This window comes from Sphingobacterium sp. GQ94 (assembly GCF_059758715.1).
The window spans coordinates 149,374-174,925 of record NZ_JCAXEC010000003.1 but is presented as its reverse complement, the minus strand read 5'-3'; the positions used below and the strand labels follow the sequence as shown (position 1 = coordinate 174,925).

The 25,552-nt window shown below is 37.5% G+C and carries 20 protein-coding genes; 5 read left to right on the top strand and 15 right to left on the bottom strand.

Annotated elements, in window-relative coordinates; genetic code table 11:
* Positions 1 to 8 precede the first annotated feature (8 nt).
* From AC6CHH_RS04195 to AC6CHH_RS04185, 3 genes are read left to right on the top strand one after another with little or no spacing between them, the layout of a single operon-like run.
* Positions 9 to 1,199: an AGE family epimerase/isomerase gene (locus tag AC6CHH_RS04195; RefSeq protein WP_498280046.1), complete on the top strand. Its 1,191-nt coding sequence runs from the start codon at positions 9 to 11 to the stop codon at positions 1,197 to 1,199.
* Positions 1,192 to 3,150 (top strand): family 20 glycosylhydrolase, encoded by a 1,959-nt coding sequence (locus AC6CHH_RS04190; RefSeq protein ID WP_498280044.1) that lies wholly within the window; start codon positions 1,192 to 1,194, stop codon positions 3,148 to 3,150. The genes AC6CHH_RS04195 and AC6CHH_RS04190 overlap by 8 nt, the downstream gene beginning before the upstream one ends.
* Before the next feature lie 25 nt (positions 3,151 to 3,175).
* A complete protein-coding gene (locus AC6CHH_RS04185) occupies positions 3,176 to 4,339 on the top strand; it encodes a sialidase family protein (RefSeq protein ID WP_498280042.1) in 1,164 nt (387 codons plus the stop codon).
* A 50-nt stretch (positions 4,340 to 4,389) separates the two neighbouring features.
* On the opposite strand, the gene AC6CHH_RS04180 is transcribed toward AC6CHH_RS04185, so the two are convergent.
* Genes AC6CHH_RS04180 through AC6CHH_RS04170 form a run of 3 tightly spaced genes read right to left on the bottom strand, consistent with a single transcriptional unit; the run spans position 4,390 to position 7,859 of the window.
* Positions 4,390 to 5,829: an MFS transporter gene (locus AC6CHH_RS04180; RefSeq protein ID WP_498280040.1), complete on the bottom strand. Its 1,440-nt coding sequence runs from the start codon at positions 5,827 to 5,829 to the stop codon at positions 4,390 to 4,392.
* Positions 5,830 to 5,864: 35 nt separating this feature from the next.
* Complete coding sequence (uxuA, locus tag AC6CHH_RS04175; RefSeq protein WP_498280038.1) at positions 5,865 to 7,025, bottom strand: mannonate dehydratase; 1,161 nt, start codon at positions 7,023 to 7,025, stop codon at positions 5,865 to 5,867.
* 12 nt (positions 7,026 to 7,037) lie between these two features.
* On the bottom strand, positions 7,038 to 7,859 hold the full coding sequence (locus AC6CHH_RS04170; protein WP_498280036.1) for an SDR family oxidoreductase: 822 nt from the start codon (positions 7,857 to 7,859) through the stop codon (positions 7,038 to 7,040).
* A 136-nt stretch (positions 7,860 to 7,995) separates the two neighbouring features.
* On the opposite strand from AC6CHH_RS04170, the gene AC6CHH_RS04165 reads away from it, so the two are divergent.
* Both AC6CHH_RS04165 and AC6CHH_RS04160 read left to right on the top strand, forming a co-directional pair.
* A complete protein-coding gene (locus AC6CHH_RS04165; RefSeq protein WP_498280034.1) occupies positions 7,996 to 8,988 on the top strand; it encodes a PfkB family carbohydrate kinase in 993 nt (330 codons plus the stop codon).
* Between the two features lie 2 nt (positions 8,989 to 8,990).
* A complete protein-coding gene (locus AC6CHH_RS04160) occupies positions 8,991 to 9,635 on the top strand; it encodes a beta/alpha barrel domain-containing protein (protein WP_498280032.1) in 645 nt (214 codons plus the stop codon).
* 9 nt (positions 9,636 to 9,644) lie between these two features.
* Here AC6CHH_RS04160 and AC6CHH_RS04155 read toward each other — a convergent pair whose 3' ends face one another.
* The 12 genes from AC6CHH_RS04155 to secE all read right to left on the bottom strand — a co-directional run bounded on the left by AC6CHH_RS04155 (position 9,645) and on the right by secE (position 25,534).
* Positions 9,645 to 10,307: an MgtC/SapB family protein gene (locus tag AC6CHH_RS04155; RefSeq protein ID WP_498280030.1), complete on the bottom strand. Its 663-nt coding sequence runs from the start codon at positions 10,305 to 10,307 to the stop codon at positions 9,645 to 9,647.
* Positions 10,308 to 10,432: 125 nt separating this feature from the next.
* The gene (rpoC, locus tag AC6CHH_RS04150) at positions 10,433 to 14,710 is read right to left on the bottom strand and encodes a DNA-directed RNA polymerase subunit beta' (RefSeq protein WP_498280028.1); all 4,278 of its coding nucleotides are present in this window, start codon (positions 14,708 to 14,710) and stop codon (positions 10,433 to 10,435) included.
* Between the two features lie 75 nt (positions 14,711 to 14,785).
* On the bottom strand, positions 14,786 to 18,595 hold the full coding sequence (rpoB, locus tag AC6CHH_RS04145) for a DNA-directed RNA polymerase subunit beta (RefSeq protein ID WP_498280026.1): 3,810 nt from the start codon (positions 18,593 to 18,595) through the stop codon (positions 14,786 to 14,788).
* 163 nt (positions 18,596 to 18,758) lie between these two features.
* Positions 18,759 to 19,136: a 50S ribosomal protein L7/L12 gene (gene rplL / locus AC6CHH_RS04140; protein ID WP_498280024.1), complete on the bottom strand. Its 378-nt coding sequence runs from the start codon at positions 19,134 to 19,136 to the stop codon at positions 18,759 to 18,761.
* A 78-nt stretch (positions 19,137 to 19,214) separates the two neighbouring features.
* Entirely contained in the window at positions 19,215 to 19,733 is a 519-nt protein-coding gene (gene rplJ / locus AC6CHH_RS04135) for a 50S ribosomal protein L10 (protein WP_498280022.1), read from the bottom strand.
* 2 nt (positions 19,734 to 19,735) lie between these two features.
* Complete coding sequence (gene rplA, locus AC6CHH_RS04130; RefSeq protein ID WP_498280020.1) at positions 19,736 to 20,434, bottom strand: 50S ribosomal protein L1; 699 nt, start codon at positions 20,432 to 20,434, stop codon at positions 19,736 to 19,738.
* Between the two features lie 22 nt (positions 20,435 to 20,456).
* Positions 20,457 to 20,900: a 50S ribosomal protein L11 gene (rplK, locus tag AC6CHH_RS04125; protein ID WP_498280018.1), complete on the bottom strand. Its 444-nt coding sequence runs from the start codon at positions 20,898 to 20,900 to the stop codon at positions 20,457 to 20,459.
* Positions 20,901 to 21,086: 186 nt separating this feature from the next.
* A complete protein-coding gene (locus AC6CHH_RS04120) occupies positions 21,087 to 22,319 on the bottom strand; it encodes an FG-GAP repeat domain-containing protein (RefSeq protein WP_498280016.1) in 1,233 nt (410 codons plus the stop codon).
* Between the two features lie 62 nt (positions 22,320 to 22,381).
* A complete protein-coding gene (locus tag AC6CHH_RS04115) occupies positions 22,382 to 23,359 on the bottom strand; it encodes a glycoside hydrolase family 18 protein (protein ID WP_498280014.1) in 978 nt (325 codons plus the stop codon).
* A gap of 48 nt (positions 23,360 to 23,407) precedes the next feature.
* The gene (locus tag AC6CHH_RS04110; protein ID WP_498280012.1) at positions 23,408 to 24,538 is read right to left on the bottom strand and encodes a DUF5009 domain-containing protein; all 1,131 of its coding nucleotides are present in this window, start codon (positions 24,536 to 24,538) and stop codon (positions 23,408 to 23,410) included.
* Positions 24,539 to 24,771: 233 nt separating this feature from the next.
* Entirely contained in the window at positions 24,772 to 25,317 is a 546-nt protein-coding gene (gene nusG, locus AC6CHH_RS04105) for a transcription termination/antitermination protein NusG (RefSeq protein WP_498280010.1), read from the bottom strand.
* 22 nt (positions 25,318 to 25,339) lie between these two features.
* Complete coding sequence (gene secE, locus AC6CHH_RS04100) at positions 25,340 to 25,534, bottom strand: preprotein translocase subunit SecE (protein WP_498280008.1); 195 nt, start codon at positions 25,532 to 25,534, stop codon at positions 25,340 to 25,342.
* Positions 25,535 to 25,552 lie beyond the last annotated feature (18 nt).

The following is a 25,552-nucleotide window of genomic DNA, read 5'->3' as shown; positions in this document are numbered from 1 at the left end:
TGAAAGTAATGTATAATAATAGAGAAATAGAAGATTTAGCACTTTTTTATAAAGACCAACTCTTAAATGACACCATCCCTTTTTGGTTTCCAAAATCCTATGATCAGGAGTATGGAGGGTATTTACTCATGGTTGATTCCGATGGTACCTTAATAGATACTGATAAAGCCGTTTGGATTCAGGGGAGAGCATGTTGGTTATTATCCACACTTTATAATACCATTGAACCTAAGCAGGAATGGCTGGATGGCGCAAAATTAGGGTATGAATTTTTAAAGGAAAAATGTTTTGATGCGAATGGAAAAATGTATTTCCATGTAGACCAGAAAGGTAACCCAATTCGATCAAGACGTTACTTTTTCTCTGAAACATTTGCCGTTATTGCATTTGCCGCTTATGGTAAAGCAAGTGGAGATCAACAGGCAATCAGTTCTGCTAGAGCACTATTTTCTACCTGTATAGAATATGCTTCTGGGGAACGGAAAATGGAACCTAAGTTTGAAAAGACAAGACAAAGCAGAGGGATAGGAATCCCCATGATTATGTGTAACACAGCCCAACAACTTCGAGAAACCATAGGCGACCCACGTTGTGATCAAGCTATTGAAAAATGGATTAAAGAAATTGAGACCTATTTTGTCAAAGATGATATTCGTTGCGTAATGGAACAAGTATCACCCGAAGGAGAAATTATAGACCATATTGATGGCAGAACGCTAAATCCAGGCCATGCTATTGAAGGAGCTTGGTTTATTCTACACGAGGCGATATACCGTGATTTTGATCCACACTTAATTGATCTGGGATGTAAGATGTTAGATTATATGTGGGAACGAGGATGGGATAAGGAATATGGCGGAATTTTATATTTCAGAGATGTATACGATAAACCTGTTCAAGAATATTGGCAAGATATGAAATTTTGGTGGCCACAAAATGAAACTATTATTGCGACACTCCTAGCTTATTTAATCACCAAAGATGAAAAATACGCAGTCATGCATAAACAAGTTCACGATTATGCCTATCAACATTTCCATGATAAGGAAAATGGAGAATGGTTTGGTTATTTGCATCGTGATGGGACTGTGGCTCAAAGCGCTAAAGGAAATTTATTCAAAGGTCCCTTTCATCTACCTAGACAAGAGTGGTATTGTTGGACAATAATTCAAAAATTTAAAAACAGGAAAAATGCATAATACACTAAAATTCAGATACATACTGATTATTTTTTTTGTATTCAAATTGGTCAACACTCAGGCTCAACAAGCTTTAATTCCCTATCCTCAATATGTAAAATGGGCAGAGGGTAGCTTGGCTTTAAACAAGGGTGTTCTTATAGAAATTCATGATGAACAATTAAAGGGTCATACTGACCTTGTTCGTGAAATTTTTACATCCAAAGGAATTAAAGTGCTGTCTAAATATACTGCCCAAAAAGCAGTCAAAGTACAACTTAGTCTAGTTTCAAGTCTAACAGGTACAAAAGGCGATCAAGGGTATTCCTTAAAAATTGATGAGCATGGAATCCATATAACGGTCCAAAAACCTGAGGCAGCATTCTATGCATTGCAGACTCTTGAGCAATTTACTTTTGAGGATAAAAAAATTAATTTCTGTGATATTCTAGATTTTCCAGCTTTTTCTTGGCGCGCATTTTTACTGGATGTGGGCCGTAATTATCAACCCATGGAAATGCTCAAAAGACAAATTGAGGTCATGGCAAATTATAAGTTGAATGTTCTACACTTTCACTTCACAGAGGATATCGCTTGGAGATTAATGAGTAAACGACATCCAGGACTCGCCGCTGCCTCAAATATGACCCGCTGGAAGGGCAAGTCCTACAGTATAGAAGAGTTCAAAGAGCTTATCGAATACTGCAAAAAAAGACATATTCTTTTATTACCAGAAATCGATATGCCAGGTCATAGTCAGGCATTTGAACGGTACTTCGGAGTTAATATGCAATCTGAGAAAGGAATAATCTATATCAAAGAATTATTAAAGGAATTCCGAGATACCTATCCTGAATTGAAACATCTTCATATTGGTGGTGATGAAGTAAAAATCAGCAATAAGGATTTTATGCCTGAGATCACCAAATACGTTGAGAACCTTGGTTACAAGACCTATGGTTGGGATCCAGGTAGTAATTTAGATCCTTCAACAGTACGACAGCTTTGGATGGGAGGACCAAAACCAATAGAAGAAAAAGGAAAACTGGTATATATCGATTCAAAGCATCTCTACATTAATCACATGGATCCCTTAGAGAGTGTGATCACATTATTTTTTCGAAGAATCGGTGAAATCGGATATGAAAATAACAATCTAATTGGCGCGACATTATGTTCCTGGCCAGATAGAACAGTAAATAAAGCAGAAGATATGTTCTACCAGAATGCAATATATCCTGATATTATAACCTTTTCAGAGCGAATTTGGAGAGGTGGAGGAGAACTTGGTTGGAAAGCAAATTTGCCCCAAGAAAATTCCACCTCCTTAGCACACTTTAAAGAATTTGAAAATCGATTACTCGTTCATAAGAATAGATTTTTCACAAAAGATCCATTTCCATACCAAAAACAAACAGATATGCATTGGGAAATAATTGGTCCATTTGCTAATGCAGGAAATCTGAAAACAAAATTTGACATCGAACAAAATCCCTATGCAAGTACAATCAAAGTAACAAAGAAAGCAATTGGCGGAACAATAATACTTCGACACTGGTGGGCAGATATTATCCCTGGGCTTATACAGGATCCTCAAGAGAATTCTACTTGGTATGCTAGAACAAAAATTTGGTCTGACCGTGCAGTTGAAAAAGCATTTTGGGTAGGATTCGGAAATCAGTCTCGTTCTTATGCAAGTGATTCCCCCCCGTTAGGAAAATGGGATTATCTTGAGAGTCAAGTGTATGTAAATAACAGCGTAATCTCTCCCCCACAGTGGAAGAGACCAGGTAGAACAGGTGATTTAGAATCACCATTAATCGATGAAGGATATTCGTTTAGAGAACCTACTTTAATTCAATTAAAAAAAGGATGGAATGAAGTTCTAATTAAATTACCTATCGCAAATTTCAAAGGAAAGAATTGGCAAAATCCAGTCAAATGGATGTTCACATTTTTACCCTATCAATAACCGAAAAAAAAATAAAACATTAGATATGAAGAAAAATTTAGCATTACTTTTATTTGCTGTAAGCTGTATAACATGGCTAAAAGCACAAGAAACTATTGTATTTCAATCTGGTCAAGATGGCTATGCCAGTTATCGGATACCTGCAATAATTAAAAACAAAACTGGAGATCTTATCGCATTTGCAGAAGGTAGGGTTGACCATGCTGGTGATTATGGCAATGTTGATATTGTTTACAAAATCAGCCAAGATCAAGGTAAAACCTGGGGTCCAATAAAAATTGCCGCTGACTTTGAAAACCTTCAAGCCGGAAATGCTGCTCCCGTTGTTGACCTGTTGGATCCAGCTTATCCTGATGGACGGATTTTTCTTTTCTACAATACAGGAAACAACCATGAAGGTGAGGTAAGGAAAGGAAAGGGTTTAAGAGAGCTTTGGTATATAAGTTCGACCGATGGTGCTAAGACCTGGTCAGAACCTGTAAATATTACAAGTCAGGCCCACCGCCCCAAGCAAGTTTCTGAAAATCCAGCCTATAATTTCAAAGAGGATTGGAGAACCTATGCAAACACGCCAGGTCATGGTTTTCAGTTCGTTTCGGGGCCAAACAAAGGAAGAATATACATTGCTGCCAATCATAGTGCTGGAGACCCACAACCAAAAGGTAAAGACTGGAACGCACATGCCTATTATTCAGATGACCATGGAAAAAGTTTTGCGCTAAGCCAAAACATTCCTTTTCCAGGAACGAATGAATCAATGGCCGCCCAAATTGATAAAAACACTGTATATATGAGTTCCCGAAACCAGCAAATTACACCAAAACAACGTGTAATTTCAATTTCGAAAGATGGTGGTCAGACCTGGACAACCTCAGCCCCAGATCCAAACCTTCCAGACCCTATTAATCAAGGGGCTGTGCTCTCATGGAAGAAAGGAAAAAAATTCATTCTAGCACACATCAATGCGGCAGATCAGGAAAAACGCGATAACTTGACCCTTAGATTGTCCAAAGACCAAGGCAAAACATGGTATTTCAATAAACTTATTGCAAAAGCGCCCGTTGATTATAAAGGAGCATACTCAGCATATTCGGATATTGTGTTAATTAAACGGAAGCAAATTGGAATTCTTTACGAAAAAGATAATTACAAAGAAATCGTCTTTTTAAAACAGAAAATAAACTATTAGAAGCAACAAAGGACCTTGTAACTGCAAGGTCCTTTGTTTTTGATCAATTATTAGACATGGATTAGTTTCATCTTTGGAACTAATAATCGCATGATTGTCCAAGCTAACAGGTAAGCAACCGAACAAACTGAAAATATAATAAAATAACCTGCATCAATTCCTTTGAAGCCCATGAATACCATCTGAGATTCCTCTGAATAATCAAACAACATTCCTGAAGCTTTATTAATCAAAAAAGACCCCACCCCACCCGCTAGACCACTAATCCCAGTAACTGTTGCGATAGCCTTTTTAGGAAACATATCACCAACAGCAGAAAAAATATTTGCAGACCAAGACTGGTGAGCAGCAGCAGAAATACCTATTAAAATTACTGGGAACCAATAAGAAAAGGATCCCAATGGTTGTGCTAACAAAATTAATAGAGGAAAGAAGGCAAAGATTAACATCGCGCGCATCCTACCCGCGTACACATCCATTCCCTTTTTCTCGACAAAATAAGTCGGCAACCAACCTCCTATTATAGAAATCATTGTAATTGCATAGACGACAAAAATAGCCATTTGACCTTCAAAATCTGAAGATTTAATATCATACACCGAACTCAAATAAGCTGGAAACCAAAACAAAAGAAACCACCATACTCCGTCAGTCAAAAACTTTCCAGCTATCAATGCCCAAGTTTGCTTAAATTTCAAACAGGTTAATATGGAAACTTTTTCTTTTTTTGGATCCTCTAAATTTGTCTCAACCCCATGATCCAAATCTTGTTTTATATAATCGAGTTCAGCCTGGTTAACTTTAGGATTTTCTTCAGGTTTGTGATACATAAACTGCCAAAATCCCATCCAGATAAAACCTAATGCTCCTATTAGAATAAAAGCCATTTCCCAACCATATGTTTCAGCAATGATCGGTATAACTAAAGGAGCTAATAAAGCACCAATCGTTGTACCCGAATTAAAGATACTAGTTGCGAATGCTCTGTCTTTTTTAGGAAAATATTCAACGCAAGCTTTCATTGCCGCTGGAAAATTCCCGCCTTCTCCCAGAGCGAGCACTACCCTGGCTAAAATAAAAATCATCACTGAGATGTTAATTACCTTGGAAACGTCCTGAATGCCGGAAATAATCTCTTTGGATTCTTGAAAGCCAACCAACCATGTTCCAGTAAGGATGCCTGAAGTTACAATCCCACAAAATGCATGAAGGATTGCTCCAATAGACCAAATTGCTATAGCCCATAAATATCCTTTCTTGGTACCAAGCCGATCTATGTATTTACCCGATATGAGCATTGAAATAGCATACACAATTGAAAATATTGCTGCAACATTGCCATAGTCATTATTAGACCAATGAAACTCAGGCGCAATAAAGTCTTTCCAGGTTAATGAAAGTACTTGTCGGTCCAGATAGTTAACTGTCGTGGCAAAAAATATTAAGCCACAAATGGTCCATCTATATTTACTCGATTGGTTAATTTGCATTATTTTTAGGTTTATTTTTGGTTATTTGAATACATCTATGACCTAATTATTCCCAGTTCAAGGCCTCGCAACTCGGCTAATCCCCTCAGTCTACCGATAGCGGAATATCCTGGGTTAGTTATTTTATTTAAATCATCTAACATCTGATGGCCGTGGTCAGGTCTAAATGGGATAGGAATTTCCCGAAGTTGATTTTCCCCTACCAAAGACTTCATAACTTGGTACATATCAACATCACCATCCAAATGGTCAGCCTCATAGAAACTTCCAATTTCATCTCGTTTTACATTGCGCAAATGCACAAAATGAACACGATTTTTTACCTTATCAAAAATTAACGGTAAGTCGTTTTGCGGGCCTGCCCCGAGTGACCCTGTGCAAAAACAAATCCCGTTGAAATCTTTAGGTTGTTTATCAATGATGTAGACCAAATCACTAAGTTTACTGACAATTCTTGGAAGCCCCAAAATCGAATAAGGAGGATCATCAGGGTGGATAACCATTTTGATATTATTCTCCTGGCAAACATCAGCTATCTCACTTAGAAAATACATAAGATTGTCTCTGAGTCCATCCATTCCAATACGCTTGTAGGATTCAATAGATTGAGAAAGTGACGTCAAACTTATATCACCCTCTCCTGGGATTCCCATTAAAATATTGTGTTGTAATTCTTGACACTGATCTTGACTCATCTGATCAAATCTAAGAGTAGCTTCCGCTCTGATTTTTTCAGAATAATCTAAATGAGCATCTTGTCTTTCTAGGATAAACAAGTCAAAAAGTGCTAGATCAATCCAATCAAAATAAAGAGCTTTTGATCCATCAGGCATCATTTTGTCTAATTGAGTTCTTGTCCAATCAAGTACAGGCATAAAATTGTAACAGATAGTTTTAATACCACAAGAAGCTAGATTTTTCAACGACTTTTTATAATTGTCAATGTATTGGTCCACATCCTCTGCCCTTGTTTTTATTGATTCATGAACAGGAACAGATTCCACAACAGACCAACGAAGGCCAGATGCTTCAATTAAATTTTTTCGTTCCAAAATATCCTCTAGTGGCCAAACACTGCCATGCGGAATATGATGTAATGCAGTGACTATCCCTGTTGCTCCGGCTTGTTTCACATCACTAAGGGAAACTGAATCATCCGGACCATACCACCTCCAAGTTTGTTCTAAAAATTGCATATTTATATGTTATTAAACTCCACACCAAGCATTGAATCCACCATCAACAAAGATGGTTTCCCCCGAAATAAATGCAGAAGCATCACTTAATAAAAAAACTAAAGTTCCTTCTAATTCTGATGGGTCACCTAAGCGTTGATAAGGTGTTCCATTAATAAATTTTTGCGCACGTGCTGTATAACCTCCATCTGGATTTGTTAAAAGCGATCGATTTTGTTCTGTAAGAAAAACTCCGGGTGCAATTGCATTTACTCGGACCTTATCACCGTAACGCAAAGCCAATTCGGTGGCCATCCATTTTGTAAAACCGTCAATCCCGTGTTTAGCAACGGTATACCCTAAAACCCTTGTCAAAGGTCTACTGGCAGCTAAAGAAGAGATGTTTATAATCGATCCTGATCCCTTTTGAGCAATAACTTCACCCAAGATCATTGTTGGAATTATAGTCCCATAGAGATTTAGCTCAATAGCCTTAATGGTATCTTGTATTTTATTATCAAAAATAGATTGATTCTCTCCTATAGTTGCCCCGGGAATATTTCCACCTACAGCATTAATCAATCCATCTATAGTACCCCAAGTATGTAATATTTCATTCTTTGCTGCCATTACAGACTCTTCATTCATCACATCAGCCATTACCCCAATGGCCTGTGCTCCATGATCCTTTGCCAATTGAACTCGATCATCAATCTTTTGTTGATCCCTCCCCATAATGCATACCTTTGCTCCGGCTTGTGCTAGGGCTATGACAAAGGATTTCCCCAAAACCCCAGTACCTCCTGTAAGCACTACGATTTTGTTTCTTAGCGAAAATTTCTCAAGAATTCCCATAATTTCTGTTTAGATTTAATTCAATAATAATCATTTTCAATTTAATTTACAGTTTTTGCAACAGTTTAAATACAAAAACGTTTTCGTAGTTTGATAGCTAGAAATAAATCAATTATCTTCGGTTAAGATAATAACCATGCAAAATATTCTAACTTTCGGGGAAATACTCGTCCGTCAACAAAGCCAATACGATTCTTTTTTTGAACCAGGCCAAAATCTATTAAAGATTTACCCAGGAGGTTCAGAAGCGAATGTGGCAGTTTCATTAGCTGAGATGGGCGCAAGAGCTCAATATTTCAGTGCCTTTGCAGAAAACAAACTTTCTGCCGAGATCTTAAACTTACTGCAAAAGCGCGGTGTCGACACTTCTAAATGCATTTTCTCAGGAGATCGAATTGGCAGCTATTTATTACTATCAGCGAATGGGTTAACAAGCGGAGAGGTCATATATGATCGCAAATACTCAAGTTTCAGCCAACTCACTCCAGATTTAATTAACATAGACCATTTATTGGACAAAATAGATTGGTTGCATTGGACGGCTCTAACACCAGCTCTTAATCAAAATATGGCAGATCTGATGGAGTCTATCTTAAAAGGTGCCAAAGAGAGAGGTATATGCATTTCCGTGGATTTAAATTACCGCAGTAAATTGTGGAAGTACGGGAAAGACCCCATTGAAATTATGCCCAAACTGGTTTCATATTGCCAGGTCATCATGGGCAATATATGGGCAGCCAACAAAATGTTGGGAACAGACATTGAGCCAAGCTTTAATCGAGATACACCAAATGACGAATATATCGAATTTGCAAATAACGTAGCAAAAACAATTTTCAAGAACTACCCCACGGCCAGACACATCGCTCAAACATTCCGGTTTATGGACAATCCTAAACACAACCTATTCTTTGGAACATATCATACCCCAGAGCGGAATGAAGTTTCAAGCCTCTATGAAACGTATGACATTGTAGATCGTATTGGAAGTGGCGATGCTTTCATGGCTGGTTTAATCTATGCCCTTCAAAGCACAATAGATCCTAAAGGGATTATTGAAATGGCTACTGCTGCTGGATACCAAAAATTATTTGTTGAGGGTGACTTTGGTCAAGGAAAATTTAAATAAAAATGGAAGAACAACTTATTAATTACATCGAAAAACATCCAGTTATACCTGTGTTTTATCACGACGACCTAGAGATCTGCAAGCTCATTTTGAAAGCTTGTTATGAAGGAGGTATTCGAGTTTTCGAATTTGTAAACCGTGGAAAAATGGCTGAAATAAATTTCCAGGCACTTCTGAGTTATAAAGAAACCCACTTTCCAAATCTAAAACTAGGAATAGGGACAATTTTCACTACCGAGCAAGCAGAAAAATTTATTGCATTAGGTGCTGAATTTCTAGTTAGTCCAGTATTCCTTGAAAGTATTGCAAAAATTGCAAACAAACACAATAAATTATGGATTCCCGGATGCATGACCCCTACCGAAATAATCACGGCAAATGTTGCTGGCTGTAACTTCATAAAATTATTCCCCGGAGACACTTTAGGACCGAATTTCTTAAAAAGTATACAACCCTTATTTCCAGGAATAAAATTCATGCCAACTGGAGGGGTTGATGTTGCACAAGAAAGTCTTAAATCTTGGTTTTCTGCAGGCGTTAGCGCTGTCGGCTTAGGATCGAAACTTTTTAAAAAGACTGATAATCAATACAATTATTCACAAATAACCGAAAATTGCAAAGCGTTATTGAATTGGGCTAGACCATGAAGACCCCAATTATAAACTAACCTCAGTTAATTTACGATTGTCCATTAGCGTTCTTTCAAATTTTCTAATAAAGGCTTTTGTGATTAGCACTTCAAACTCGACGATCAACTCATCCTCGGTAAGTGTTTGTTTTTTAATTTTGACATGCCTTACCAAGGGTTTTATTGTATCGATCAATAAATCTCTTTCATCTAAATCATCTCTGTTCATCGTAACTGTAGCAATTTTCACCACATTAGAGATTACGTATTTGTTCAACAAAGGGCCTGATAAAATAATAACAAAACAAGCAAGCCAAAAAATTGCCGCTGTTACATAAACACCAAAACCAATAGCCATACCAATTGCTGCAGACATCCAAATAATGCTTGCAGTAGTTAACCCATTAACATTGACACCGTCCTTAAAGATCACCCCAGCACCTAGAAAACCGATACCAGACACAACATAAGACGCAATTCGGGTGGAATCCTCAGATTCGCCCACGCCTAACTTTTGAGACAGCAAAGAAAACAACGTGCTTCCCAAACAAATTATGGATATGGTTTTAAAGCCGGCTGCTTTATCTTTCCATTCCCTTTCCAATCCAAGAAACAGCCCCGCCAGCAGAGAAAGTACCGCCTTAAGCAAGTCATTCCAATCCCAATTCAATTGATTCAATATAATATCCATGATATTTCGTTTTCATTAATAAAGGTAAATAATTCATTTATACTTCTTAAATAATCACCATAAAAAACGAGCCTAACTCAAATTGAAGTCAGGCTCGTTTCTTTATAGTTTGATCTGTTTAAAGACTAGTCTTCTTCTTTTGAAGCTAATAATTGATCATACTCTTCGCGAGAACCTACAATGATATTGCTGTAATGGCGCAACCCAGTTCCCGAAGGAATCAAGTGCCCAACAATTACATTCTCTTTCAATCCTAACAAATTATCACGTTTACCAGCAATAGCCGCTTCGTTCAACACCTTAGTTGTTTCCTGGAAGGAAGCAGCTGAGATAAATGATTTCGTACCTAATGAAGCTCTAGTAATACCTTGCAAAATTGGGCTTGAGGTAGCAGGAATTGCGTCGCGAACCTCTACTAATTTCATATCTTGACGTTTTAAGATTGAATTCTCTTCACGAAGTTTACGTAAAGTAACAATCTGTCCCGGACGTAGCGTGTTAGAATCACCCGCTTCAACAATCACCTTCTTATCGTAAAGTGAATCGTTCTCAATCATGAAATCCCATTTATTAACAGCTTCTTTTTCCAAGAAACGAGTATCTCCTGGATCTTCAATATTCACTTTCTGCATCATTTGATGGACGATGGTTTCAAAGTGTTTATCGTTGATCTTAACTCCTTGTAGACGGTATACCTCTTGGATACCATTCACAATATACGATTGTACAGCAGATGGACCTTTGATGTTTAGAATATCTCCAGGAGAAATCTGACCATCCGATAAAGGCATACCCGCTTTAATGAAATCGTTATCCTGAACTAAGATATGTTTAGATAGAGGAACTAGATATTTTTTTACTTGACCATCGCGAGATTCAATAGAAATTTCACGATTACCACGTTTAACTCCTCCCAAAGTAACTACACCGTCGATTTCAGTAACAACAGCAGGATTAGATGGGTTACGAGCCTCGAACAACTCTGTTACACGAGGAAGACCACCCGTAATATCGCGGGTCTTGCCTGTAGAACGAGGAATTTTGACTAAGATCGCACCTTCTTTAACTTTTTGTCCATTAGATACCGAAACGTGAGCACCTACAGGAATGTTATATGAACGAATGATTTCACCTTTAGTATCAATTACCTTAATGGTAGGGTTTTTTGTTTTATCACGAGTTTCAATAATTACCTTCTCTTTGTGACCGGTTTGTTCATCTGACTCTTCGCGGAAGGTAATGCCTTCGATAATCGCGTCAAATTCGATTTTACCCGCAAATTCTGAGATAATTACTGCATTGTATGGATCCCAATCAACTAATTTGGTACCGTTCTCAACCATATCGCCTTCTTTAACGAATAAATTCGATCCATAAGGAATAATTTGTTGATAAAGCACCTTATTCTCCTTGCTCACTACCTTAATCTCACCTGAACGGCCTAATACAACGTTGTAAGGACCAGACTCGCCAATCTTTTCGACTGTACGAATATTCTCAAATTCAATGCGGCCTTCGTATTTAGAAATAATTGATGATTCAGCAGCAATGTTAGAAGCTGTACCACCCACGTGGAATGTACGAAGCGTTAACTGCGTACCAGGTTCACCAATTGATTGAGCAGCGATTACACCAACTGCCTCACCCAATTGAACACGTTTACCGGATGCTAAGTTACGTCCATAACAACAAGCACACACACCGCGTTTAGACTCACATGTAAGGACCGAACGAATCTCGAGACCTTCGATACCAGCCGCTTCAATTGCTTCCGCAATCTCTTCTGTAATATCGTCGTTTGCAGCAACAATTAATTCATTTGTTTCCGGATGGTATACATCGTTAAGTGGTGTACGTCCTAAGATACGATCATATAATGGTTCCACTACATCATCATTATCCTTAAGGGCAGTAGTATAAATACCTCTTAGACCAGTACAATCATGTTCAATAACAATCATATCCTGAGCTACATCATGTAGACGACGAGTTAAATAACCAGCATCGGCAGTTTTCAAAGCCGTATCGGCAAGACCCTTCCGAGCACCGTGGGTAGAAATAAAGTATTCCAATACAGACAAACCTTCTTTAAAGTTTGATAAAATTGGATTTTCAATAATTTCACCACCTGAATTACCAGATTTTTGAGGCTTAGCCATCAAACCACGCATTCCACATAACTGACGAATTTGTTCTTTAGATCCACGAGCACCTGAATCCAACATCATGAAAACAGAGTTGAAACCTTGGTTATCGTTGGAAAGAATATCCATTACATGAGCGGTTAACCTATTGTTAATACGCGTCCAGATATCGATAATTTGATTGTAACGTTCGTTGTTGGTAATGAAACCCATGTTATAGTTGTTCATTACTTCTTCAACCTCGTTTGTCGCTTGACCAATCAATTCAGCTTTAGCTGCCGGAATATTTAAATCTTGTAAGTTAAATGACAGACCACCTTTAAAGGCTGTCTGGAACCCTAACTCTTTCATATCATCTAAGAAAGAAGCAGCACGAGCCATACCCGTGTTCTTAACAATTTCTCCAATGATATTACGTAAAGATTTTTTAGTTAATAATTCATTAACAAAACCAACCTCCTCAGGTACGACCTGATTAAAGATCACACGACCAACAGTTGTATCAATGATTTGCGTAGAAAAACTGCCGTCTTTTGCTTTTACCTGTGTTTTTACTTTAATGAAAGAGTGTAGATCTACTTTTCCTTCGTTTAAAGCAATAATAACTTCTTCAGCAGAATAGAAAGTAGTACCTTCTCCTTGCATCTTGGTAACTCCATCAGACTTACGGCCTTTAGTAATGTAATAAAGACCTAAAACCATATCTTGTGAAGGTACAGTAACTGGAGCCCCATTTGCAGGGTTAAGAATGTTGTGCGAAGCTAACATCAAGATTTGAGCTTCCAAAATTGCAGCATTACCTAAAGGTAAGTGAACCGCCATCTGGTCACCGTCAAAATCGGCGTTGAATGCAGAACACACTAATGGGTGTAATTGAATCGCTTTACCCTCAACTAAGGTCGGTTGGAAAGCTTGAATACCCAAACGGTGTAATGTAGGAGCACGGTTTAATAATACAGGGTGTCCCTTCAAAACATTTTCCAAGATGTCCCATACTAAAGGATCTTTACGATCAACAATCTTTTTGGCAGATTTTACAGTCTTTACAATACCCCTTTCAATCATCTTACGGATAATGAATGGTTTGTAAAGTTCAGCAGCCATATCTTTTGGAAGACCACACTCGTGTAATTTCAAGTTAGGACCAACAACAATAACTGAACGAGCAGAATAGTCAACACGCTTACCTAATAAGTTCTGACGGAAACGACCTTGTTTACCTTTCAAAATATCAGATAAGGATTTTAGTGCACGATTACCTTCAGTCTTAACCGCATTCACCTTACGTGAATTATCAAATAAGGAATCTACTGCCTCTTGAAGCATACGTTTTTCATTACGTAAGATAACCTCAGGAGCTTTGATCTCGATCAAACGTTTTAAACGATTATTACGAATAATAACACGGCGGTATAAATCGTTCAAATCTGAAGTAGCGAAACGACCACCATCCAAAGGAACCAAAGGACGTAATTCAGGTGGAATAATTGGAACAATTTTCACAATCATCCATTCTGGACGGTTTTCAATATGATCATTGGCACTACGGAAAGCTTCAACTACGTGTAAACGTTTCAATGCCTCGTTTTTACGTTGTTGAGAGGTTTCGTTAGCGGCTTGATGACGTAAATTGTAGGAAAGTTGATCCAAGTCAAGACGTTTCAATAAGTCTTCCAGTGCATCAGCTCCCATCTTAGCCACGAACTTCTGTGGGTCCGTATCGTCTAAATATTGGTTTTCTTTTGGAAGAGTATCCAAGATATCCAAGTATTCTTCTTCCGTTAAGAAATCCATGTAGGAAATACCATCATCTTCTTTGATACCGGCTTGAATAACCACATATCTTTCATAGTAGATGATCATATCCAACTTTTTAGTTGGTAGACCTAGTAAATAACCAATTTTATTAGGAAGAGAACGGAAATACCAAATGTGCGCTACAGGAACAACCAAATTGATGTGTCCCATTCGCTCACGACGAACTTTCTTTTCAGTTACTTCAACACCACAACGATCACAAACAATACCTTTATAACGGATACGTTTGTATTTACCACAGTGACATTCATAATCCTTTACTGGACCAAAAATACGCTCACAGAATAATCCGTCACGCTCTGGTTTATAAGTACGGTAATTGATTGTTTCTGGTTTAGTAACCTCACCGCTTGAACGCTCCAAAATAGTTTCTGGAGAAGCTAAGCTAATCGTAATTGATGTGAAATTACTTTTAATTTTATTATCTTTTTTGTAAGACATACTTAGTAAAAAGTTAAAGCTATATATGAAAGTTTAAGAAGGTATGAATACCTCCTTAAACTCAATTTTGCTTGATTAATCCAATGTGATATCTAAACCTAAACCGCGAAGTTCATGTACCAATACGTTAAACGATTCTGGTACTGATGGAGTAGGTAGGTTATTACCTTTAACAATAGCTTCGTAGGTTTTAGCACGACCAACAACATCATCAGATTTCACTGTCAAAATTTCTTGTAGAATATTAGATGCGCCGAATGCCTCTAATGCCCAAACCTCCATCTCTCCAAAACGCTGACCACCGAATTGCGCCTTACCACCTAATGGTTGCTGCGTAATCAATGAGTATGGTCCAATCGAACGAGCGTGCATTTTGTCATCAACCATGTGTCCTAATTTCAACATATAGATCACGCCTACAGTTGTAGGTTGGTCGAAACGATCCCCAGTTAATCCGTTGTATAGGTAAGTACGTCCTGATTTAGGTAACTCAGCTTTTTCTACCCATTCCTCTACTTGGTCCATTTCAGCACCATCAAAGATTGGAGTTGCAAACTTAACACCTAATTTCACACCTGCCCAACCTAAAACAGTTTCATAAATCTGTCCTAAGTTCATACGAGAAGGCACACCTAACGGATTCAATACAATATCAACAGGTGTTCCATCAGATAAGAAAGGCATATCCTCATCACGTACAATACGTGCAACAATACCTTTATTACCGTGACGACCAGCCATCTTATCACCAACTTTCAATTTACGTTTCTTAGCGACGTAAACTTTAGCCATTTGTACGATTCCCGAAGGAAGTTCATCCCCTACCGAGATAGCAAATTTTTCACGTTTGAAACTTCCCAACTCTTCATTGTATTTAATGCCATAGTTGTGAAGCGACCACTTAATCATTTCGTTTTTATCCTCATCTGTAGTCCAACCAGTTGGATTTACATTATTATAGTCTAAATCAGAAAGAATTTTTTGTGTAAACTTAGCCCCTTTTGCAACTAAAAGTTCTTTGTAGACATTGTATACACCTTGTGATGTTTTACCATTAACAATGGTAAACAATTTATCAACTAAGCGATCTTTTAGTTCTTTAGAATTTTTAGTATGTGTAGCATCTAATTTTTCCAACGCTTTGCGTTCGACTTCTTTAGACATCTTCTTAGCACGCGAGAACAGTTTGGTATCAATAACAACACCTTTAATAGAAGGTGGAGTTTTTAAAGACGCATCCTTCACATCGCCAGCCTTATCACCAAAGATTGCTCGTAATAATTTCTCTTCCGGAGAAGGATCTGATTCACCTTTTGGAGTGATTTTACCAATCAAAATATCACCTTCACTAACCTCAGCTCCAATACGGATAATTCCGTTCTCATCAAGGTCTTTCGTTGCTTCTTCAGAAACGTTAGGTATATCTGCTGTTAATTCTTCCTCTCCACGTTTCGTGTCACGTACCTCCAATTCAAATTCTTCAATATGTAATGAAGTAAATAAATCTTGAGAAACCACACGTTCAGAGATCACGATCGCATCCTCAAAGTTATATCCTTGCCAAGGCATGAATGCAACTTTTAAGTTCCTACCCAATGCTAATTCACCATCTTCAGTTGCATAACCTTCACATAACACTTGTCCTTTTAGTACTTTTTGACCTTTTCTTACGATAGGTTTCAAGTTAATACAAGTATTTTGGTTAGTTTTTTTGAATTTAGTCAAGAGATATGTTTTCACATCATCATCAAAAGAAACTAAACGATCGTTATCGTTTCTATCATAACGAATATGAATTTCTTGTGCATCTACATATTCAACCACACCATTTCCTTCAGCATTGATCAATGTTCGTGAATCCTTAGCAACTGTTCCTTCCAGACCAGTTCCTACAACAGGAGCTTGTGGACGCAATAAAGGAACTGCTTGACGTTGCATGTTAGAGCCCATTAAGGCACGGTTAGCATCATCATGTTCCAAGAAAGGAATTAATGAAGCCGCAATGGAAGTAATTTGATTTGGAGCAATGTCCATATAATCCAATTTCTCAGGTTCAATAATTGGGAAGTCACCCTCATATCTTGCTTTCACTTTAGGATCTAAGAAATTACCTTTATCATCGTATAATGCATTTGCTTGCGCAATAGTTTTATCGTCCTCATCTTCAGCGGAAAGATACACAACCGGTTCATTAACGGAAACAATACCGTTTACAACTTTACGGTAAGGCGTTTCTATAAATCCAAGATTGTTTATTTTCGCATGAACTGAAAGAGATGAGATCAAACCGATGTTTGGTCCCTCAGGAGTTTCAATAGTACACAGTCGACCATAATGGGTATAGTGTACGTCACGAACCTCGAAACCTGCACGCTCGCGAGAAAGACCACCAGGTCCTAAAGCTGAAAGACGACGTTTGTGCGTAATCTCAGCAAGTGGATTGGTTTGGTCCATAAACTGTGATAACTGATTCGTTCCGAAGAATGAATTTATCACAGAAGAAAGTGTACGTGCATTGATCAAATCCGTAGGAGTAAAAACCTCGTTGTCGCGAATATTCATACGTTCACGAATAGTACGTGCCATACGAGCAAGACCAACACCAAATTGAGCATATAATTGCTCTCCAACTGTACGAACACGACGGTTCGATAAGTGGTCAATATCATCAACTTCTGCTTTGGAATTGATCAAGTTGATCAAATACTTCACAATAGCAATAATATCTGTACGAGTTAATACTTTCGTGTCTGAATCAGGTCCAAGTTTTAATTTACGGTTGATACGGTATCTACCCACATCCCCTAAATCATAACGTTTATCTGAAAAGAACAAACGATCGATAATACCACGGGCAGTTTCCTCATCAGGTGGTTCGGCGTTACGTAATTGCCTGTAGATATGCTCCACGGCTTCCTTTTCAGAGTTTGAAGTGTCCTTCTGTAAAGTATTGTATATAATCGAATAGTCCGCATTGTTAGATTCATCTTCTTTGGTCAGGATAATTGATTTTACCCCAGCATCGATGATTAAGTCAATGTGATCCTCTTCTAAAACTGTTTCACGTTCAAGTATGATTTCGTTACGGTCAATCGAAACGACTTCACCCGTATCTTCATCTACGAAATCTTCTGTCCATTTATTCAATACCCTAGCCGCTAAACGACGACCAACGTATTTCTTTAAACCAGATTTACTAACCTTAACTTCATCTGCTAAATCGAACAATTCTAAGATATCCTTATCCGAATCGAAACCGATAGCACGTAACAAGGTAGTAACTGGGAATTTTTTCTTACGATCAATATAAGCGTACATCACGTTATTCACGTCCGTAGCAAACTCGATCCAAGAACCTTTAAAAGGAATAACCCTAGCAGAATAAAGTTTAGTACCATTTGTATGTCTACTTTGACCGAAGAACACACCAGGTGAGCGGTGTAATTGAGAAACGATTACGCGTTCTGCTCCGTTGATAACAAAAGTACCTTTTGGAGTCATGTACGGGATCGTCCCTAAATATACGTCTTGTACAATAGTTTCGAAATCTTCGTGTTCTTCATCATTACAAGACAACTTCAATTTAGCCTTTAAAGGTACGCTATAAGTCAATCCACGTTCAATACACTCACGAATATCATAACGAGGAGGATCAATGAAATAATCCAAAAACTCTAGCACAAAGATGTTTCTTGAATCAGAAATAGGGAAGTTTTCTGCGAAAACCTTGTAAAGCCCTTCCTGATGGCGATTATCGGAAGTAGTTTCTAATTGAAAAAACTCCTTGAAAGACTCCAATTGCACATCCAAGAAATCAGGATAATCGATTACCTTCTTACTTGTCGCAAAATTTACTCTTTCTTTTTGAATATTATTGTTTGCCAAGGGAATAAGAATTTAGTTTTAAAAAACTGAGCTAACCTCTGCTGTTAATTGCTTCCGATCATACCTTAGCAGCTGTATGATCCATAATACTATATTTATAAACAGGAATAGACTCTGATAGATTGTACTATCAGAGTCTAAGTTTTTGTCGCTTTATGCGAGATTATTTAATCTCAACAACAGCTCCAGCTTCTTCTAGTTGTTTTTTCAAAGCTTCAGCTTCGTCTTTAGAAACACCAGTTTTAATTTCTTTTGGTGCACCATCAACTAAATCTTTTGCTTCTTTCAATCCTAAACCAGCTAAATCTTTAACCAATTTCACTACAGCTAATTTCTGACCACCAGCTTCTTTCAAGATAACGTCGAAAGAAGTTTTCTCTTCAGCAGCAACAGTTTCACCAGCACCAGGACCAGCAGCAACAGCTACAGCAGCAGCAGCAGGCTCAATGCCGTATTCGTCTTTTAAGATATCAGCTAATTCTTTAACGTCTTTTACTGTTAAGTTAACCAACTGTTCAGCAAGTTGTTTTAAATCTGCCATTTTATTTTGAATTTTTGAATTTCTTTAATAAATATTGTTAATTATAATGCAACGAACATTTTTTTGATAGAGGTATCGTTATCCTCTGTTTTCTAAAGCTTTTACTAAACCTGAAATAGTATTTCCACCCGATTGAAGGGACGAAATAACATTTTTCACTGGTGATTGAAGTAGAGCAATAACGTCTGCAATAAGTTCCTCTTTAGATTTAAGGTTTACTAATGCGTCAAGTTGTGAATCTCCTATAAAAGCAGTTTCTTGAATATACGCTGCCTTTAATAATGGTTTATCACCTTCTCTACGTAATTGTTTGATCAATTTAGCTGGAGCATTGCCATTTTCTGAAAACAACAACGTTGAAGCCCCTTTTAATACACTAAAGATCTCTTCTGAATCAACCCCTGCCTCTACTAAAGCTTTCTTAATCAAAGTGTTTTTTACTACTTTGATTTCGATATCTTGTTCGAAACATTTACGTCTAATGCCATTCACCTTTACAACAGATAAGTCAGCAGTGTCGGCAATGTAGAAATTACCGTAAGATTTAATCTGTTCGGCTAAAGCTTGAACAATTTCTTGTTTTAGTTCTTTTCTCATGATTAAATTCCCGCTACTGATTTAGTCTCCACATGAATACTAGGACTCATGGTTGAAGAAATGTGAATACTTTTGAAGTACGTACCTTTTGCTGCAGATGGTTTCAAACGCCCAATTGTTTGTAAAACTTCTAAGGCATTATCAAAAATTTTGTCTGCATCAAAGGACACTTTACCAACTGAAGTATGGATGATACCTGTCTTATCAACTTTGAAATCGATCTTACCACCTTTTACCTCTGTTACAGCTTTACCAACTTCGGTAGTAACTGTACCAGTTTTAGGGTTTGGCATTAAGTTCCTTGGACCCAAAATACGGCCCAATTTACCTACTTTTGCCATAACGCTAGGCATAGTGATGATGATGTCAACGTCAGTCCAACCACCTTCGATTTTGCTGATGTAGTCGTCAAGACCTACGTATTCCGCACCTGCTGCTTTAGCCTCTTCTTCCTTATCAGGAGTACACAAAACTAAAACACGAACTGTTTTACCAGTTCCATGAGGTAATGTCGCAATACCACGCACCATTTGGTTAGCTTTACGAGGATCCACGCCCAAACGGACGTCGATATCCACTGAAGCATCAAATTTGGTGTTGGTGATTTCTTTTACTAAAGCCGTAGCTTCTTTTAAAGAATACGCTTTACCAGCTTCAATTTTGGATAGTGCCGCTTTTTGATTTTTTGTTAATCTAGCCACTTTCTTAAACTGATTTCGTTAATTAATTTTTCCAAGGAGCATCACCAGAAACTGTGATACCCATACTACGCGCTGTACCAGCTACCATTTTCATAGCAGATTCTACAGTAAATGCGTTCAAATCCGGCATTTTATCTTCCGCAATTGTCTTTACTTGATCCCAAGTAAGAGAAGCTACTTTTTTACGGTTAGGCTCTCCAGATCCACCTTTAAGTTTAGCTGCATCTTTTAATTGAACAGCAACCGGAGGAGTCTTAATGATAAAATCAAAAGATTTGTCGGCATAAACAGTGATAACCACAGGTAAAACTTGACCTGGCTTATCTTGCGTACGAGCGTTAAATTGCTTGCAGAAATCCATAATATTCACACCCTTAGCACCCAAAGCAGGTCCTACTGGTGGAGAAGGATTTGCAGCTCCGCCCTTTACTTGTAATTTTACTAACGCACTGACTTCTTTTGCCATTTTTTTTGTGATTTAATATGTTAAATGTTTGTTAGTAAGTTGGAAGCTATAACGTAACATTTATTTTCGCTAGGGCACAAAACGTAGTTTTGCAACCAAACGAGGTGCAAAGATATATAAAATTTCTGAAAAATAAAAGTTTTTTTTAGTTTTTTATTATTGGAATAAGCAAAGATACACATCATATTATTTCTTTCCAAATAATAACCTAACTTGACCTCCCCAAGCTCCAATAACCACATCCAACACTTGATCACCATTCACATCAGCGATGGCCATTCCCCAGCTGCGCGCAGAAAACTCCTTTGGAATCTCATGATCTTGGATGAAATCAAATTTACCTTGACCATCGTTTTGCAATAGCCGTAATGGCATCGGTTGAAAACCAGGAATTTTAATGGCGCTCAAGATTAGGTCAAGATCTCCATCATGACCAAAATCAATGACATTTGCAGCGTAGGTGGAAAAATCATAATTCGGAATTCGTTCTCGCGTTTGATCCTCAAACTTACCTTCTCCCATATTAATGAAGAGTCTGCCTTGCGGATCATATTCTTTCTGCCCGCCATTGCTAGTCAAATTAGCATAAAATAAGTCCGTTAACCCATCTCCATTTGCATCAAATGCAACTACCTCCCTAGTATGCAGTGGAACAGTTTGCGGTAAACTTCCTTTGATTTCTGAAAAAACTCCACTACCATCATTAAAATACAATCTCGAGGGTGGTCTCTCATTTCCAACAGCAAGGTCCAAATCACCGTCATCATCCAGATCAATCAGTTTAACAGACTGTGTCAAATCTTGGTCTGTAGTAAAGGTTCCAGCCGTAACATTCATTAGTGACCCAGGGTTTATAGAATCATTTAACCAAACAAAATTGGAAGGTGAATCCCCGGTATTACCAATGACAACATCGATTAAACCATCCCCATTAATATCCCCAACATCTAAAGCATTCCCTTCACTTTTTTGCGGTAATTTATCGCTCATATCAACAAATGTTCCGTCGCCGTTACCGAAGTAATATTCATGATTTTGGTCATCTTCTGCAACAAAAACTACGTCAATATACCCGTCGTTATTAAAATCAGCCGCCCGCACATGCTCTGAATCATTGGCGCGATTTGAAAAAGCGGATTTTTCCCAAATAAACTTCCCACTACCATCGTTCACATATAGCCGGTTTGGTTCTTTTTCTAACGCCAACACCATATCCAGCAATCCATCACTATTAACATCCACTAGAACCACATCCAATGCATGTGTATTCGAATCAATGGGTAAATGGCTAGCCGTCACTTCAACAAAATATTCACTTTCAATTGTGAGGGACTGTGCCTGAACATCAACGCTTAAGAAAGAACAAAAAAATAAAAGTCCTGCTATAATGGATAATGATTTCTGATTGGAGGAAGTCATAGATTCACAATAAATAAAATAGAAATTAAGTAACATATAGAACCAAAAATTGTTTTCATAAGCTATTGCAAACCATTAAATAAAAGTTTGCTTAACTCATCATTGCTGTCTCCCGCATACTCCCAATACATGGCACCTAACAAATCAGTACTCATAATATATTCGCATTTAAGTGCTAAAGACTTAGCGTTTTCATACGTTAAGACAACTTTCCCATTCGCATCTACTAAATAAGGAACTTTAGCCTGATCATCCCATTTCTTATAAAAACCTTTCAACTTATCCAAATCCTTGAAAAGAACAAAATCCGCTACAGCGACTTTATCCCCTCTACCATAAAAAGGCAAACCTAAAACCAACTTCTCTTTTGGCATTCCCGCATCCAAATGGGCCTTTACAGCTTCCACGCAAGTCACTCTTCCAGACATTTCAGATCGGAATAGACTAGCGTGATGATATGGAGGTTTTCCGACATCATACATCATGATATTTACAAAATCCACAATCGGCTCAATAGCCTTAAAGTCGATAAACTGAGCATCAGCGATCGAGGCTAATGTTAATAATTTTTCAGAGGTTATTTGAGAACGGATATCTCTCATTAATAAAGTAAAATTATCATAATCATTCTCTGAAGCAGAAATATTTGCCTCCGAACTAGTTGGATATTCCCAATCAATATCAATTCCATCTAAGTCAAATTCATCAACGATACGTTTACAATCTTTAGCAAAACTCACACGAAGATTCTCATCAGAAGCCATTTCACTAAATCGGCCGCTTCCCCATCCTCCAATAGACAATAGTACTTTCAACTCAGGATAGTCTCTTTTTAATGAGGTAATTCTCTTTAACCGTTCTGGGTTTGCAATTGTAACCGAATTAAAACCTTCACTTACCTGACCAAACGCGTAGTTAATATGGGTAATTAAACTTGGATTGGGGATAGGATCAGTTCCAGCAGTCACATAGGAAACAATAATTTTTTTCTTTTGCCCGAAAGATGATGTGCTAAAACTTAAAACGAGCCAAATTAACACAAAACAAAATCTTATTATCCTTTTATACTCCATAATCAATTTTTCTATTTATAATTTCAAACGTACGTGCAATTTACTTAACAAAACGGAAAACCAAAGCATACTAAATGCCCAAATTAAAGAACCTATAATTGCGAGCCACATGGCATCCGTTTGTTTATAAAAAAATAAAGGAACACCAAAGCCCCAAGCAAAAAAATAAATAAAATCAGGAATCAAATAGGTAGTTAACGCGTTTTTGCCGGCATTCTCTAATAAAGTTAATCGTACCCCGAGCTGGCGAACATCAAAAAGATAATAAATCAAAGTAAATAAACCGATGCTGATTCCATTACAAATTAAACCCCAACTTGGGGTGGCATGTATCTTAGAAATAATGAACCAATTTCTCAATAAAAATCCCAACGCTAAAGAGAGCAAACTAGCGCATACTAGGGAACAAATTAATGATATGCTTTTGTTTCTCATCTCTTTTGTTAGCACCCCTACAATCAAACCCGAGAGTACGATCAATGGAACATTTCCTTGTAAAATAACTTCGAAAAAAATGAGGAATGAAGAATTAAAGGCATCAATATAGCTCGTTTGGGAAAGAATATTTAAGCCTAAAAACAGAAACCATATTCCAATTAACACACTTACCCGATTACGAACAAAAAAATAAACTAGTGCCCCTGTCAGGTAGCCCCAACCCAAAAGCCCCAGAATACCCCACCAACTTTTTATCAACCATTGTGGAGAATCAGCAGTTCCTGCTACAAAGACATACCCTAATATGCCCAAACCGATCAACCCCAAAGCAATAAGAAATTTATAAAACAAGGCATATTTCGACCCTTTAGGATAGGCATTCCAAACTAAAAAAATACACACATATAACAATGTGCTCCATTGAAAGCGAGTAAACCCGCTAAGTTCGGCATTAATTCTACTAGAATTTACGATCATTAAACCGATAAAAATAAGACTAATCGAACGAACAAAAATATGATAGAAGATGAGTTTGTTCAATTCTCCTTGTTTTTCTCTTGCATAAAATGCATAAGGAATTGAAATTCCTACCATAAATAAAAATCCGGGAAATACCCAATCGGAAAGCCCCATACCATCCACCTCAGCATGCGTATGCAACATCCACTGAGGAACAACTGATACAAACAGATCATTAACAAATAACATGAGGAATAAGGTTAAACCGCGCATGATATCTATGGATAATATCCTGCTCTTCTGTTTCAAGATAGTTGGGGGCTGTGGATTCATTTGAAAAAAGTGAATTTAAAAAAGCATTAAGGAATTCACATCAAAGGTAAATATACAATTTCTGAATTAGCATATTTTGGCTTGAACGCTATAAAACAAAAAAAGCCTTTCTATTAGGAAAAGCTTTCTTTTATATCTAAAAAGTATGTTTACTCTTTTTCTACTTGCATATAGTTAAGTTCAAGTGGGGTTTTACGTCCAAACACTTTAACCATAACAGTTAATTTTTTCTTGTCTTCATGAACTTCTTCAATTTCACCGGTAAATCCGTTAAACGGCCCGTCATTCACTTTTACTGTCTCACCAACGTAATAAGGAACATTAATTGATTCGCCTTGCTCGGCCATTTCATCAACCTTACCTAAAATACGTTTAACCTCGGCAGCGCGAAGTGGAATTGCATTACCAGCCTTATCTCCTAAGAAACCAATAACGCTATTAACATTTTTGATTGCATGCTCAATCTCACCATCTAATGCAGCTTCTATCAAGACATATCCTGGATAATAATTACGCTCTTTTGCCACTTTTTTCCCATCACGCATTTGGTAGTATTTTTCCATTGGGATTAACACTTGCGTAACTAAATGTTGAAGACCTAAACGGTTGATTTCAGCATCAAGATATTGTTTGACTTTCTTCTCTTTCCCACTTACAGCACGCACTACGTACCATTTTAAACTTTGATCTGCCATAATACTCTGTTGGATTAGAAAATTAAGAAGCTGTACCGTACAACAACTCCATAATATTGCTTGATGCCTTATCCATCACAAAAATCAAAAGCGCGATGATGACAGAAGCGACAAGTACGATCACAGCGTGACTTTGCAATTGCGACCACGTAGGCCAAGTCACCTTCTCAGTGATCTCTGTATAAGAGTCTTTAATAAAATTAAGTACTTTAGCCATTTATAAGTTCTCTAAGTT

Coding starts and splice junctions, on each gene's coding strand:
- AC6CHH_RS04195 (WP_498280046.1), top strand. CDS start 9: ATGTATAATAATAGAGAAATAGAAGATTTAGCACTTTTTTATAAAGAC.
- AC6CHH_RS04190 (WP_498280044.1), top strand. CDS start 1,192: ATGCATAATACACTAAAATTCAGATACATACTGATTATTTTTTTTGTA.
- AC6CHH_RS04185 (WP_498280042.1), top strand. CDS start 3,176: ATGAAGAAAAATTTAGCATTACTTTTATTTGCTGTAAGCTGTATAACA.
- AC6CHH_RS04180 (WP_498280040.1), bottom strand. CDS start 5,829: ATGCAAATTAACCAATCGAGTAAATATAGATGGACCATTTGTGGCTTA.
- uxuA (WP_498280038.1), bottom strand. CDS start 7,025: ATGCAATTTTTAGAACAAACTTGGAGGTGGTATGGTCCGGATGATTCA.
- AC6CHH_RS04170 (WP_498280036.1), bottom strand. CDS start 7,859: ATGGGAATTCTTGAGAAATTTTCGCTAAGAAACAAAATCGTAGTGCTT.
- AC6CHH_RS04165 (WP_498280034.1), top strand. CDS start 7,996: ATGCAAAATATTCTAACTTTCGGGGAAATACTCGTCCGTCAACAAAGC.
- AC6CHH_RS04160 (WP_498280032.1), top strand. CDS start 8,991: ATGGAAGAACAACTTATTAATTACATCGAAAAACATCCAGTTATACCT.
- AC6CHH_RS04155 (WP_498280030.1), bottom strand. CDS start 10,307: ATGGATATTATATTGAATCAATTGAATTGGGATTGGAATGACTTGCTT.
- rpoC (WP_498280028.1), bottom strand. CDS start 14,710: ATGTCTTACAAAAAAGATAATAAAATTAAAAGTAATTTCACATCAATT.
- rplL (WP_498280024.1), bottom strand. CDS start 19,136: ATGGCAGATTTAAAACAACTTGCTGAACAGTTGGTTAACTTAACAGTA.
- rplJ (WP_498280022.1), bottom strand. CDS start 19,733: ATGAGAAAAGAACTAAAACAAGAAATTGTTCAAGCTTTAGCCGAACAG.
- rplK (WP_498280018.1), bottom strand. CDS start 20,900: ATGGCAAAAGAAGTCAGTGCGTTAGTAAAATTACAAGTAAAGGGCGGA.
- AC6CHH_RS04120 (WP_498280016.1), bottom strand. CDS start 22,319: ATGACTTCCTCCAATCAGAAATCATTATCCATTATAGCAGGACTTTTA.
- AC6CHH_RS04110 (WP_498280012.1), bottom strand. CDS start 24,538: ATGTTATTTGTTAATGATCTGTTTGTATCAGTTGTTCCTCAGTGGATG.
- nusG (WP_498280010.1), bottom strand. CDS start 25,317: ATGGCAGATCAAAGTTTAAAATGGTACGTAGTGCGTGCTGTAAGTGGG.
- secE (WP_498280008.1), bottom strand. CDS start 25,534: ATGGCTAAAGTACTTAATTTTATTAAAGACTCTTATACAGAGATCACT.